This window comes from Oscillatoria sp. CS-180 (assembly GCF_028330965.1).
Taxonomy (GTDB): Bacteria; Cyanobacteriota; Cyanobacteriia; order Phormidesmidales; family Phormidesmidaceae; genus Halomicronema.
The window spans coordinates 99,635-113,531 of the sequence record NZ_JAQMUB010000030.1 but is presented as its reverse complement, the minus strand read 5'-3'; the positions used below and the strand labels follow the sequence as shown (position 1 = coordinate 113,531).

The following is a 13,897-nucleotide window of genomic DNA, read 5'->3' as shown; positions in this document are numbered from 1 at the left end:
GATACGGAAAGCTTTCGTAAATCGCTTGGCGAAATTGGCGCAGCGGTTCAAGATAGGTTGACATCAGTGGTAGGGCTTAGAGTTTCCAATCCTCTACCACTTTCCTGCTCTTCAGTCACCCTGATTGTCCAAAGTCCAGTATTATCAAACCCAGTCCGACAAAACCCTCAGGGGTTGACATCTGTCGTTTGACGTCGTGGCCTCAAAATAAACCCATTGCTGAGATTGTTTTTCCTCACATTCTGCAAACCAGCCATGCACCAATCACGACTCTTTGGGTCATGATGCCCCCGGTCGAAATTGCCAAGCGTTTACGAGGGACTCGCTACAACACGTTCATCTGTACGATGACGCCCCATCCAATGGTGCTGTGGTTAACCGTCCTCTACAATCCCAAAAACGGGACTCGATGGCTGCCCTGTTATCTAGATTTAAAGACGCATTCAGGGCAAGAGATTGCCTTTCAGCTTGGAAAATACGGTTCTTACAAGGTCCTATTCTTTTCGACAAAAGAACCCCAAAAATGTGCTCATGTTGTCGCCTGCAATATTGCTGACCCTCAACGCAAAATGTTGCAAGGGTGGGTCATGACAGCTCGTAGTCGGCCCTCTGTAGGCAGTCCCAACATCAGCAAGAGAATGTTGAAAGACGAGCTGAACAACAATATGAAGGAGAAAATCTCGCAGCAGCTAGAATCGCTTTACCTAGATACCGAATAGAGAAGCATTGGAAGCCCTTTAGCCTTTAGGGAAGTAAAGGACTGGATGCCAGCTCTGCCGCAAAATCTCGCGAGTTAGACTGGGTACTGACCAGCGCAAGAAGCCGCCAATGCCGCGCGATGAGGTCGCGATCGCGCCAATATCATAATAGTCAGCGGCATTCATAATTTCTTCGAAGGGATCTCCCTCTTTAACTACAGTTTCAACCGTGACATTCAGCTCTCTCAAGGTATTAGCTGCTTGCTGTAGTCTTGCTTGAGCCTCCTGAAGCGGGTTGTCCCCTCGTAGTTCACGACGAATGTTTTCATCAATAACCCACAGCAACCAGTATTTATGATTTTCAGGGGGAGGATTTTTAGCAATCTGTGTTTTCAGAGTGTCTAGAAACTCTGAAGATCCCTTGGTTCCGTCATAGGGGATGAGCAAATTGTGCATTAGGTTACGACAGCGAAGCGACAGCTCGTCTGTCGTGTAAGTCGAAATAAGTTGTGGCCGCAAAATAATCATGGGAACGGAGGTGCGTTCTATCAGCTTGGCGGTTGTACTGCCAAATAGCTTTTCAGAGAGCGCACTGCGGGTAGGCGTTCCCAAGAAAAGGACTTCACATTTAGAACTCTCGACCTGCTTGATGATGTTGTCACTAGGACGACCGCACGTCACATGAATATCCACCGTGACACCTTCAGGTACCGTTTGGATACTCTCTTCAAATCGCTTGCGGGCTGCTTTCATCCCGTCTTCATCAACTTTTGGAACGCTGCGATCTGTCTGCACGGCCACGTTGTGAAAAAATGTGGCTTCTGTAACACCTGCTTGCACCAAACTGGGAACGACACATCCTAATCGATACAAGCCATCTTTGAAGTCAGTGCTGATAAGAACTCGCTGAAACATAACGGTTAGGCATTCCCCGAAGCTCTGCGTCCCCATAATGATGCATTTAGGCTTCTCCAGCAATCCACCCTAGACGGACTGCAATATCTTTCCAAGGTGGCAATGGCGTGGGCAAGCTGTATGCAGGTATGAGATAACTTTTGCTTTAAAGGTTTATATTTTCTACGAAAGCTAGATTAATAAATGATTCTCTTTAGCAGAGGGACTTTAACTCAATGAGGCAGAGACGTCCAATTTTCTTCATTGACATCGAAATTGTCCAATCATTAAGCTGCGCTCTGGAATCGGTCAAATCGATACCTCTGGTGAAAGACGAAAGGGTAACGCCCCAACATCCCCAGCTCAATTCCTTGAAGAACTCAGCGAGAGAAGGAGGTCGCTCCTTCACGGAAGACGCATCAGAACATCAGCTTAAGCAGCTGAGGAATCAATCCCCCACTCATGCTTGAGAAAATGCTTGTACATCGTTTCGCGCATCATCATCTGCTCATAGAGCTTGACTAGAAACTCCTGAGCTTGCTCTCGGCTCATTTTGTTCACTTGAGTCTCAAAAGAGCGCAAGCTGAACTGCTGTTCTAGGGTGAGCTGTGTAGATTCGTTCATAACTAAACATCCAACTTGAGAAACAACACCTGCAAAGGTTTGTTAAACAGATTAACGAGCAGGTTATATCTGTCATTCCCTCCGAAGAAGGAACTCTCCGCAAGTGACCATAAATATCTTACAAAATGTAAAAAACAATTGACAAATACAATACTATTTCGAGGAGAACGGATAAGTACGATACGTTTCGAAGCGAAGATGTTCCGATAGAAGGGGCATTAGTCTTCCTCGATTTTTGTCCCCAGCAGGCGATCCGAAGAGATGTCAAATAGCCATACCCTTAAATTTGTCTAGACAACCAACAGGGCAATATTTCAAATATTCTTCCACTTGTTAGATGCTTCAGAGATGCCGTTCCTTGTTCAACATCTGGCGATAGGCCCACCAGCCTAAGAGGACCATCGCACCTGAGAAGACAGTTAGGAATGTCAAATGAGGAAAAACCTCTCCAATGCCGTCTTCGTTAGTCGTTACGCCTTCGAGAGACAGAATCATGTGATAAATCGGGTTGTATTGTGCTAGCTCGATTAGGGTATCTGGGAAGAGGCTTACAGGCAGAAACGCGCCTCCTAGCAGCAACAGAGGAACTCCAAACGTAGCGGTCAGAGCGTTAACATCTTCAGTTCGACGGGCAAATTGAGTTCCCAAGATAAATCCCAATCCTACATAGGCTGCAATGCTCAGCAAAATGACGAGGCCAGCCAGTATGAGTGAACCTGAAAAATTAGCCCCGACGCTGCGAGCGATCGCCCATACCAGGAGGGCTTGCCCTAAACCAATACAGCAGTGGGCAACAAAAATACCCAAAAAATAGGAAACACCGCTAAGGGGAGACAGAAAGAGGCGTTTGAGCGTTTGCTGTTCGCGTTCTGAAACAACGGTGGCAATGCTCCCCCCTAAGCAACTAAAAAACAGAGCGGCGCCTACCAATGTGGGAGCTGCTGACCATTGGTAAGCTTCTGCTGCGGTGATTTGAGCACGCTCTTGAAGAATTAGACTATTCATCACTAGCATGGAGGCTGGAAAGGCAATCCAAAAAATTAAGCTTCGTCGCCGTCGAAGGAGTTCTGTCAGAATTCGTTGTGCTACTGCAAGGACTTCTCTCAGCAGTTTGGTGATGATCATGCAATCTCTCAATCCTGCAAAGCGTTCAATAAGGTTACGTTTCCTGTTCTGCACGTTATAGCACTTCACCGTTGGCAGCACTACTGGGTACTGGGGGGTGAAAGAGCTGTTTCCAGCGTTCGGCATCATGACCTCATGCCGTGATCCGGATATTTTTGTTTCAAATATTACAAATCTAAAATCGGAAATCGCTGTGCGGGATCCAGTGCTACTATGAGTTTATTCACCCAAATCCCGACCGGGTTACCGTAGAATACTTCGGACAGCTCTTACAGGGGCCTTTTTAGAGTGTCAGGGTGACTCCAGCACCGATTTACATAATATAGAGTTCCAATTTTTAAGACGTCCTATGGTTCAGACTCCGATACGGCAAAGTCAGCCCGTTTCCGAAACGAAAACTGTTCCCGAGAAGAAAGTTTCCAAGTTGGAACGAATTAAGGAGCGTAGTAATTTTCTACGGGAACCTTTAGCAACTGAACTGCACGAAGACACGACTCATTTCACGGACAATGCAGTTCAGATCTTGAAGTTTCACGGTTCATACCAGCAGGACAATCGCGATAATCGGGTCAAGGGACAGGAGAAGGATTATCGCATGATGTTGCGGACACGAAACCCAGGGGGTTTTATCCCGCCGCAGCTTTATATAGCGCTGGACGATTTGAGCGATCGCTACGGCTATGGCAATCTGCGGGCAACCACACGCCAGGGCATTCAGCTGCACGGCATTCTGAAGCAAAACTTACAGGCTACCATTGCCACGATCATCAAGAACTTAGGTTCCACATTAGGCGCTTGTGGAGACCTGAATCGGAATGTGATGGCTCCACCGGCTCCTTTCAAGAACAAGCCAGAATACGTTATTGCTCGGGAGTATGCCGACAAGATTGCCGACCTTCTGCGTCCGCAGACGGAAGCGTATTATGAAATCTGGCTAGACGGGGAAAAGTCGATTACGGTTGAAGAGCACCCTGATGTGGTTGCTGCCCGCCAGCAGAATAGTAATGGAACACTCATTCACGACAGTGAAGAACCCATTTACGGCACTCACTACATGCCTCGTAAGTTCAAGATGGCGGTAACTGTACCCCGTGATAATTCCGTAGATGCTTACACTCAGGATGTGACACTTGTCGTTATGACGGATGAGTCCGGTGAGCTACAAGGATTCAACGTCTTGGCCGGAGGCGGCATGGGGCGCACTCATAATAAAGAGGAGACATTTGCCCGCGTCGCTGATGAAATTGCTTATGTAGATAAAGACGACGTATTTGACGTTGTCAAGGCAATTGTAGCGACTCAGCGGGACTATGGCGATCGCTACAACCGCCGCCACGCCCGCATGAAGTATTTACTGCATGACTGGGGAGTTGAGAAGTTTCGCCAGCAGCTAGAGCATTATTTCGGCAAACCTTTACAGCCCTTCAAATCACTTCCTGAATGGAAATTTGAAGATTATTTGGGTTGGTACGAACAAGGAGACGGCAAATGGTTTGTCGGGGTGAACGTAGACAACGGACGCATCTACGATAACGGTACTTTGAAGCTGAGAAGTGCCCTACGCCAAATTGTCGAGCGCTTTCAGGTGCCTATGCGCATCACCGCTAATCAGAGTGTTGTGCTCTATGACATTAAACCCCAGGATAAAGACACAATTCAGAGTATTCTGACGAACCACGGCATCGTACAACCAGAAGATATTGATCCGATTGTGCGTCATGCTATGGCTTGTCCGGCCTTGCCCATGTGTGGGCTAGCGGTGACTGAATCTGAACGAGTTATTCCTGATATTTTGGGCCGTGTGCGATCGCTGCTGACCAAAGTTGGTTTGCAAAACGAACATTTCGTTATTCGTATGACGGGATGCCCAAATGGCTGTGCACGGCCCTACATGGCAGAGCTAGGTTTTGTCGGTAGTGCACCCGAAAGTTATCAAATTTGGTTGGGCGGATCTGCGAACCAAACGCGCTTAGCTCAACCGTTTACTGAACGCCTTCACGTCAATGACTTAGAGACTTTCTTGGAGCCGTTGTTCGTCTTCTTCCGCGATCAGCGTCAAGGGAACGAAACCTTTGGAGACTTCTGCGATCGGCTCAGCTTCGATGCTTTACGGAAGTTTTCAGCAGGTTACGATCCAGCCACTTATCGACCTCGTAAAAAAGACAAGCGGCATCGTATCGGTGTTTATAGCGACACGTATGATCTGCTTAAAATTGCCGTTGAGAGAGAAGGGCGACCCATGTCTCAGATCACAGCAGATGCTGTTAAAGCCTATGTTGCTCAATACCTTGCAGAAAGCAAATCTACATAACACGCAGATTTGCTTTCAAGACTTTCAAGAATAGACGTGCTGTGTATCCAGCTTGGATGTGTGTGGATTTAGCCATCTACGCTTGTGCATTAATAGCATCTGAGTGCTTAGCCCATAGCTAGATGGCTCACCATCTTGTTCTAACGGAACTGACGACGACTATATCAGTAGCATTACTAGGACGCTACTGTTCTATTCAGTAGATTGGTATGGCAAAAATTCTTTAATCTGAGAAAATCAAAGAAGATTGTGTTTCCTCAGATATATCTTTCATGAAAGCTTTGTTGCAGTCCAGTCAGCGAACCAAGCTCGATACTACCAGCGATACTCTTTTCTATGAAATGCCCCGTTTCGTTACCCACGTAGACGAGGGCTTTATCCAACAATTAACAGACCTATACCAAGAACGGCTGAAGCCTGGAATGCGTATTTTCGACATGATGAGTAGTTGGGTTTCTCATCTGCCGACGGATATGGATTTTGCCTGGGTTGAAGGGCATGGCATGAACGAGGAAGAGTTGGCCAAGAATCCTCGCCTTGACCACTACTTTATACAGAACCTAAATGAAAACGACCGTCTGCCCTTTGAAGACAAGTCATTCGACGCTGTTCTGAACACCGTGTCCGTTCAATACCTGCAATATCCTGAAGCAACATTTGCCGAGATCTATCGCATCCTTAAACCCGGTGGCATTGCGATCGTCAGCTTCTCAAATCGCATGTTTTATCAAAAAGCAATCTCGGCCTGGCGCGATAGTTCTGAGACTCAACGAGTTGAACTAGTCAAGCAATATTTCCAATCCGTACCTGGGTTTAGTACACCTGAAGTGATCTCTCGTCCGTCTACGGTTCCTACGATTATGCAAATGTTAGGGCTAGCTGGAAATGACCCATTCTACGCCGTCATTTCCGAGCGTATGGAAAGGTTAGTCCGTAAATAGGGATCAGAATCTTTAGGTGTTTTAGCATCACAAAATACCGGGGAGGCATCACGACAGGATAGAATTAGAAGCTGTTGCCTGGTACTGTCCAGCGCTGTATGGCTGTCGTTTCGGAAGTAAATTCCCCATGATTCGCGAAGTTTTTATGCCCGCCTTAAGTTCGACTATGACGGAGGGCAAAATTGTCTCTTGGGTTAAATCAGCCGGTGACAAGGTAGAGAAAGGAGAGACCGTTGTCATCGTTGAATCAGACAAAGCGGACATGGATGTTGAGTCCTTTTACGAGGGCTATTTAGCCGCCATCGTGGTCGAGGCTGGCGAAGTGGCTTCCGTCGGAAACGCGATCGCTTTACTCGCTGAAACTGAAGCCGAAATGGATGAAGCCAAAGCTAAAGCTGCGGGTCTGGGTGGCGGCAGTACTCTTGTAGAAGCGTCAACGCCTGCGACCAGTACTCCTGTTGCCGAACCTGCCGCTTCCAGTTCTGCCCCCCAGAATGGCAGCGTTACTCGCAGTGGTCGTACTATTATTTCTCCCAGAGCACGTAAGCTAGCTAAAGAGCTCAAGGTAGACCTAGCAACCGTTCAGGGCAGTGGTCCCCATGGCCGTATTGTGGCCCAAGATGTCGAACTAGCTGCGGGCAAATCACCTACACCAACGTCACCGCCGGCAGCCACTCCAGCCATGCCTCCTTCGCCACCCGTTGCGGCTCCTCTTCCTACCCCCGCAGCGGCGGCAGCCTCTGCATCTGCTCCCGTTCCAACAACTTCTCCAGCTGCGCCTGGACAACTCGTTCCTTTTAATACCTTGCAGCAGGCAGTTGTTCGAAACATGGTTGCCAGCCTTACAGTACCGACCTTTCGGGTTGGCTACACCATCACGACCGATGCCCTTGATCAGCTCTACAAGCAGATTAAATCTAAAGGGGTAACGATGACAGGGCTACTAGCGAAAGCTGTCGCTGTAACTCTGAGTAAGCATCCCCTCCTCAACGCTAGCTATACCGAACAAGGCATTCAATATAGCAGCAGTATCAATATCTCCGTAGCCGTTGCGATGCCTGACGGCGGGCTAATCACCCCTGTTCTTCAGGCCGCCGATCAAATGGATATCTATTCCCTATCGCGCACTTGGAAGGACTTAGTCGCGCGATCGCGAACCAAACAGCTCCAGCCTGACGAATACTCCACAGGTACCTTCACCCTGTCAAATTTAGGCATGTTTGGAGTTGATAAATTTGACGCGATTCTGCCAGCAGGACAAGGGTCAATTTTAGCGATCGGTGGTGCCAGACCCGCAGTCGTAGCAACACCAGAAGGAATGTTAGGCATCAAACGCCAAATGCAAGTCAACATTACCTGCGACCACCGCATTATCTATGGTGCCGACGCCGCAGCCTTCTTAAAAGACCTAGCTGAACTCATTGAAAACGAGCCGCAGTCATTAACACTATAGACAGGCGTCATAAGACACAAAGATAGTGCAGGTCACAGTCGTTTATTTGATGCTTGCGATAAACTCCGACAACCAATTGCCTCAGGCCCAAACCAAAAGCCATTTCTATCTACATCTGCGCCATCTGCATCTGCGCCATCTGCGCCATCTGCGCCATCTGCGGATCCATTAACAACACTCCAAATTTGATCAGCACCAACTTTCTTTAATACAAAGCTGTCCAAATTCTGGGAAATCTACGCTTATCTGCTAGAGATCAAGAAGTGCTTAGGAATGTCCAAACACACTCCACACCAGCCCGAGCCATCGAAACAACGAGATTCCCAAACCTACGCCATAATCGGAGCAGCCATGGCTGTACACGGAAATCTAGGCAATGGTTTTCTTGAGGCGGTTTACCAAGAAGCACTAGAAATTGAATTTCAAAACCGAAGAATTCCACACGAACGAGAAAAACAGTTACCCATTTACTATCACGGTATCCGACTCAAAACCGTCTATCGTGTAGATTTTCTCTGCTTCGATACCATCATTGTAGAACTCAAAGCTCTTCGCCAAACAGGAGGCGCTGAAGACGCTCAAGTTATCAATTATCTTCGTGCCTCCAACAATTCGAAAGCACTTCTTCTCAACTTCGGCACCCCAAAGCTCGAATACAAACGACTTATTTGGAGCCTACCCATCTCCACCTGCGGTTCCCCGTCCACGCCATCCTTCCCATACAGCACTACCCAAACGCCGTCTTCATAAAGATACTCCTTATTCCTGACGCCTTCCCCCTCCATTTCCTACAGCTCCATCCAAACCCCAAACCCCATCTGCGCCATCTACGCCATCTACAGACCTATATCAAACCCCAAAAACCTCCAAACCCCATCTGCGTCATCTGCGCCATCTGCGGACCTATCCAAACCCCAAAAACCTCCAAACCCCATCTGCGTCATCTGCGCCATCTGCGGACCTATCCAAATCCAAAGACTTTTCGAAACTTCTTCACAAAGCGGTTATAAAACTCTCATCAAGGTCACACTAGAAAGAGTTTTCTGTAATCTTAGAGATTCATGATTCGTCAGATCCGCCCTCTCAAGTTCCTGGCCTTATGCTTACTCGGGCTCTTATTGGCTGCTGTGCTTGCCCTAACCTCTTTAGGAGGAAACACCTACACAGCTCATGCGCAGGACGCCGATGATACTATCCAGGAGTCCGATGTTATCCCAGAAGAAGACGAGGATGCAGAAACTACGCTGCGACCCTTTGAGGAAGTTGTCGAGGGATTGGACAAACAGGAGGGATTGTTTACTCTTTACAGTGACCTTGATAAGGGAGACGTTTATCTAGCACTCCAACCGGGGCAATTAAACAGAAATTTTCTTTTAATGGCAACGCTGGAATCTGGTGTTGGTGAGGCAGGACTTTTTCGAGGTTGGCCTGTCAATGACTTATTGATCCAGTTTCGTGAAATGCCAGGCGATCGCCTACAAATCGTGGTCCCCAATACTTACATTCGGAATCCTAGTGGAGAAGCCCGGCAACAGCGTTTACTAGACACTTCATTTAGTGACTCGATTATCCTTGCTGTCGATATCATCAGCATTGAGCCAAACTCACAAGCCAAACTTATCGACCTTTCCAATCTAATTATGGAGAGAGATCTGGCAGACATCAGTCAGTCAATGAGTTGGATACTGAGTAGCTACAGTCGTAACCCAGAGCTTTCGAGCATTAATACCCTTAAGGCATTTCCCAAAAACCTAGAGATAGAAACGACGGCTGCTTTCTCTGGAGGAGGAACTCCTGATCCCCTAGCAGCCCTCTTTGGTTTATCTCTACAAGGCATTCCTGACAATCGAGGATTTGCGTTAAGTATCCGGTATAGCTTGTCAGAATTACCGACGAACAACGGCTTTAAATCTCGATATGCAGATGAACGAGTGGGCTATTTTCCGACAGTATTTCGAGCACCGGTACAATCAGAACGAACCGATACCTTCGTACGTTACATCAATCGCTGGCATTTAGAAAAACAGGATTCCCAAGCTGAACTCTCTCCTCCTGAGGAACCCATTGTGTTTTGGATTGAAAACACTGTACCGGAGGAATATCGTGATTCCCTTCGAAAGGGCATTCTGCTGTGGAATGAAGCCTTTGAAACAGCCGGATTCCAAGACGCGATAGAAGTTCGGCAGATGCCTGACAGCGCTGAATGGGATCCCTCCGATGTTCGTTACAACGTAATTCGCTGGTCCGATTCTTTAGATATGTGGGCACTCGGGTTCGGACCTTCACGGGTAAACCCATTTACAGGCGAAATTTTAGATGCTGACATCATCTTAGATGCTAACGTTGTTCGTGCTTTGAGGCAGCAGTACCAAACACGCGGACTAGACTCTGCACCCGAGACGGAATTTTATCTACAGCTTTGCGGTCAGCGATCGCAATCTTGGTATCTACAATGGCTAGCAATGCAGCAATATGGCGAGGCAGGACTGGAGATGACCCGCAATAGTGCTGGTGCCCCTGACTTTCAATCTTCTCATCGCCTAACCGATGACCACTGTGCTGGATATCTCAGCAGTCAGCACAATGCTTTCGGTGCCTTGGCACTCTCTGTACTGTCTGGAGCAGACTTCTCAAATGACAAGCTAGAAGACTACATCCAACAGTATCTTGTTGTACTAACTGCTCATGAAGTAGGGCACACCTTAGGATTGCGTCACAATTTTGCGGGCAGTCGGCTCCTTGATCCAGAAGACCTTAACAACCCAACAATTACGCAATCTCAGGGGTTAGTTAGCTCCATAATGGATTACTTCCCTCCTAATATTGCTCCACCCGGCATCGAACAAGGAGAATATTTTCCGTCTCGCCTTGGGCCTTACGATATTTGGGCTATCGAATATGGCTATCGTGAAGCACCGCCATCCCCCCTGCGTCGGGAAGAACAGCGAATGCTAAATGAAATTCTCAGCCGTAGCACCGCACCAGAACTAGCCTACGCGACTGATGAAGACATTGTAGATTTCATTGATCCAGAAGCGGGTGCATGGGATTTGAGTAATGACCCGCTGCAATACGCTGAATGGCAAATTGAGAACGCTAAGGCCGTTTGGAGTCGCCTAAATCGGCTCTCAGTCAGCCCTGGAGAAGGATACGGTAGTCTTCGACGACGGGTTGATTTGGTGTTTGGCTACTTCTTTAACAATACGCTGACGCTGACAGACTATATCGGTGGACAACGTTTTCGCCGTGTTGATCCTTGGGAAACAAGAGGACAAACTCCCTTCGAGCCGATTCCAGCAGAGAAGCAACGAGAGGCATTAGCGACTCTTAATGCCCAGGTATTTGCGTCTGATGCGTTCAATTTTTCTTCGCAGCTGCTCAATCAACTCGCTCCAGACCGATGGCGACATTGGGGAGTTGCTCTAACCCGTTATCCTCTGGACTATCCCATTTATGAGCGTGTGTTAGAAGTTCAAAGCATCGCTCTTAGTGAACTGATGCTTTCAGACCGTTTGGCCAGAGTCCGTGATCTGGAATTCAAAACGGATGCGGAAGATGTTTTGACCTTGGCAGAACTCTATGAGTCCTTATACCAAAGCATTTGGTCGGAAGTGACAACCGCAGAAGAGAACGGACCAGCTGTATCAAGCTTAAGACGAGGGCTACAGCGACATCACCTCAATATTCTGTCTAATTTAGTGCTGAGAAGAACGTTCTGGGATGCCCTCTCGGCTCAAAGCTTTACAGAGTTTATGGCTGCACTATCTACTCTAGGTGCCCCTGAAGATGCCCGTGTCATGGCTCGCTATCAGTTGCGACAAATTCAACAAGATGTTGAAGATACCCTATCGCGATATGGCGGACGAATGGAGGTGACAACACAAGCCCATTTGGAAGACGCCCGCGATCGCATTACTCGCGTTTTAGAAGCACCATTAATTGGTTTGTAATAGGCGCACATAAAGACGCTATTGCCTGCTGTACCCTTGACCTTTTCAGTAGGCTGATATACAACCTATGGGCATGGCTTGTCTGGAATATCATGAAGGGAATCTTTCTCGGGTTTACAAAGCTTGTACTGGGCATTACACTGGCGCTTCTGTTATTGTCTCTAACGGGAATTGCGACGGCTCGCTACTTTATGGCAAAGCTATCGGTCTTGCCTCCCAAGCCTATGTTTGAAAACGACGCTGCTCTCGAACAACCAACGTCTACTGAAACAGCTGCCGTTCCGTCGCCTCAACCCGAACCCACCCCAAATCCAGAACCTGCTCCTGAAAGACCCCCAGGTAGTTATGACGCCGTTGTGGTGCAACCTATCGGTCTAGTTTTACGCTCTGGCCCTGGCGTGGAACACCAACAGCTCGGAGGCGTTGATTACAACGACGAGGTTTTGGTTATGGAGACAAGCGAGGACGAGCGCTGGATGAGAGTACGGGTTAACGAGACAGGCCAAGAAGGGTGGGTAAAGTCAGGGAATACTCAAAACCTGAACGAACCAGTTCAGTAGCCTCAAACAATATTAGGACTGCCATAGAACATTCAGAGGTTGCGTAGCAATCCTCAAGTTTTGCACCTAAAGGACAGAAATAGGATTTCTGTTTAAACTGTTGCTCATTTTGTTAAAGCAAGATGGTGGACCATCTAGCAATGCGCTGTGCGCCTTGGTTGCTATTGGATGCACAAGCGTTCCGTCAGGACAACGGAAGGCGCTAAGCCCCTGGATACTGTCGGGTGTACAAGCCTAGATGGCTAAAACTATGGCTGCTCAGATGTGTTCTGTAAAGTTTGCTCTGAGTCCGGAATTTGCCTTTCCCTTGTTGTGTCTTACACCAATGGCACAAGGCTCATGAGGATCGTGCTACGGAAATCCGCGATCGCCACTACCGTAGAAATGGGGAATGATTTCTTAAGCGTATCCGACAAAATACGGAAGTCTGTTTCCAGAAAGATTAAGAGATCCTCAAAGTCAAAGCTAATGGCTGAATAGCTTACTCAGTAAAGATTGCGGCTTTTCGAAGGAGCTTAGGATGGTTTGATCTTCGCCGCGTTTTACATCGCAATGTTAGAGAAGAAACACAAATCGTTAGGAGAAAGAACCAATTTCTGCGTGGCGGTACGGATATTTTCTCAGTACATTACGGAATTTCTTTCAGTAGTCTTTCCCCTGATGGGTGTTACCACTACTGATAAGGATATCGACGATTGCGTAGTTAAAGTTGGTCAGCTTTTCCGATTATCTACATCAGAACCTGCGCTTAGAATCGAGATGTTGACCACAGGGACATCTGTTAAATAGTCATGCTAACCAATTCATCTCATCCATCTTCCATCAGCTCTGGCATAGGCAACAATCTAGAATCGCTGGCTTCGCTATGCCAAAGCGTTCAGGCTGAAGCTCGATTGCAGCAATATCGAATTGAACAGCAACAGCAAGAAATCAAATCTCTTCAAGAAAAAGTTCAAATCCTGGAACTTCATAAAGCAACTCAGTTAGGACAAGATAAGATAGTGGGCTTTATGGTGGGGGCCATTGTCTTATCATTACTGAGTTTGGCAACCTCTATTTTCTTTTCTCCAGCTAAGAGTACTCATCTCAGCTTGAAACCTGACACTATCAACGAACAACAAAGTATAGAAACTGAGAAGTATACTGATTGGTCTCTAGTCACTAAAGCTTTGAATTCCGATCAATCGGAATCCAGTATTGATGTATAAAGCAATAGACCAATCCTGAAACAATCTCGACTGTATAGAATCGATCCTAATACTTTCAATTCAGGCAGTTTTTATTGAATCAGCCAACTATACTAGAGCAGACCAACTAGTACGGTTTACCTTAAGTACTTGA

The 13,897-nt window shown here is 47.4% G+C and carries 12 protein-coding genes; 9 read left to right on the top strand and 3 right to left on the bottom strand.

Annotated elements, in window-relative coordinates; translation table 11 throughout:
- Positions 1-192 (top strand): hypothetical protein (locus PN498_RS06570; protein ID WP_272061919.1); only part of this gene is annotated, 192 nt, incomplete at its 5' end.
- Positions 189-719 carry a hypothetical protein gene (locus tag PN498_RS06565; protein ID WP_272061918.1) on the top strand — a complete coding sequence of 177 codons (531 nt, stop codon included), beginning with the start codon at positions 189-191 and terminating at the stop codon, positions 717-719. The genes PN498_RS06570 and PN498_RS06565, both read left to right, overlap by 4 nt.
- 18 nt (positions 720-737) lie before the next feature.
- On the opposite strand, the gene PN498_RS06560 is transcribed toward PN498_RS06565, so the two are convergent.
- From PN498_RS06560 to PN498_RS06550, 3 genes are all read right to left on the bottom strand, one after another.
- A complete protein-coding gene (locus tag PN498_RS06560; RefSeq protein ID WP_272061917.1) occupies positions 738-1,613 on the bottom strand; it encodes a universal stress protein in 876 nt (291 codons plus the stop codon).
- A 411-nt stretch (positions 1,614-2,024) separates the two neighbouring features.
- On the bottom strand, positions 2,025-2,216 hold the full coding sequence (locus PN498_RS06555; protein WP_272061916.1) for an NblA/ycf18 family protein: 192 nt from the start codon (positions 2,214-2,216) through the stop codon (positions 2,025-2,027).
- Positions 2,217-2,558: 342 nt separating this feature from the next.
- Positions 2,559-3,341: an ABC transporter permease gene (locus PN498_RS06550; RefSeq protein WP_272061915.1), complete on the bottom strand. Its 783-nt coding sequence runs from the start codon at positions 3,339-3,341 to the stop codon at positions 2,559-2,561.
- Positions 3,342-3,690: 349 nt separating this feature from the next.
- On the opposite strand from PN498_RS06550, the gene sir reads away from it, so the two are divergent.
- The 7 genes from sir (at position 3,691) to PN498_RS06515 (ending at position 13,764) form a co-directional block, all read left to right on the top strand.
- Positions 3,691-5,652 carry a sulfite reductase, ferredoxin dependent gene (sir, locus tag PN498_RS06545; protein ID WP_272061914.1) on the top strand — a complete coding sequence of 654 codons (1,962 nt, stop codon included), beginning with the start codon at positions 3,691-3,693 and terminating at the stop codon, positions 5,650-5,652.
- Positions 5,653-5,924: 272 nt separating this feature from the next.
- The gene (locus tag PN498_RS06540) at positions 5,925-6,593 is read left to right on the top strand and encodes a class I SAM-dependent methyltransferase (RefSeq protein WP_272061913.1); all 669 of its coding nucleotides are present in this window, start codon (positions 5,925-5,927) and stop codon (positions 6,591-6,593) included.
- Between the two features lie 127 nt (positions 6,594-6,720).
- Positions 6,721-8,046 carry a dihydrolipoamide acetyltransferase family protein gene (locus PN498_RS06535; RefSeq protein WP_272061912.1) on the top strand — a complete coding sequence of 442 codons (1,326 nt, stop codon included), beginning with the start codon at positions 6,721-6,723 and terminating at the stop codon, positions 8,044-8,046.
- Positions 8,047-8,319: 273 nt separating this feature from the next.
- Positions 8,320-8,796, top strand: coding sequence for a GxxExxY protein (locus PN498_RS06530; protein WP_272061911.1), 477 nt, complete (start codon positions 8,320-8,322; stop codon positions 8,794-8,796).
- A 311-nt stretch (positions 8,797-9,107) separates the two neighbouring features.
- Entirely contained in the window at positions 9,108-11,996 is a 2,889-nt protein-coding gene (locus PN498_RS06525; protein WP_272061910.1) for a zinc-dependent metalloprotease, read from the top strand.
- A gap of 92 nt (positions 11,997-12,088) precedes the next feature.
- Positions 12,089-12,556 (top strand): SH3 domain-containing protein, encoded by a 468-nt coding sequence (locus tag PN498_RS06520; RefSeq protein ID WP_272061909.1) that lies wholly within the window; start codon positions 12,089-12,091, stop codon positions 12,554-12,556.
- A gap of 791 nt (positions 12,557-13,347) precedes the next feature.
- A complete protein-coding gene (locus PN498_RS06515) occupies positions 13,348-13,764 on the top strand; it encodes a hypothetical protein (protein WP_272061908.1) in 417 nt (138 codons plus the stop codon).
- Positions 13,765-13,897 lie beyond the last annotated feature (133 nt).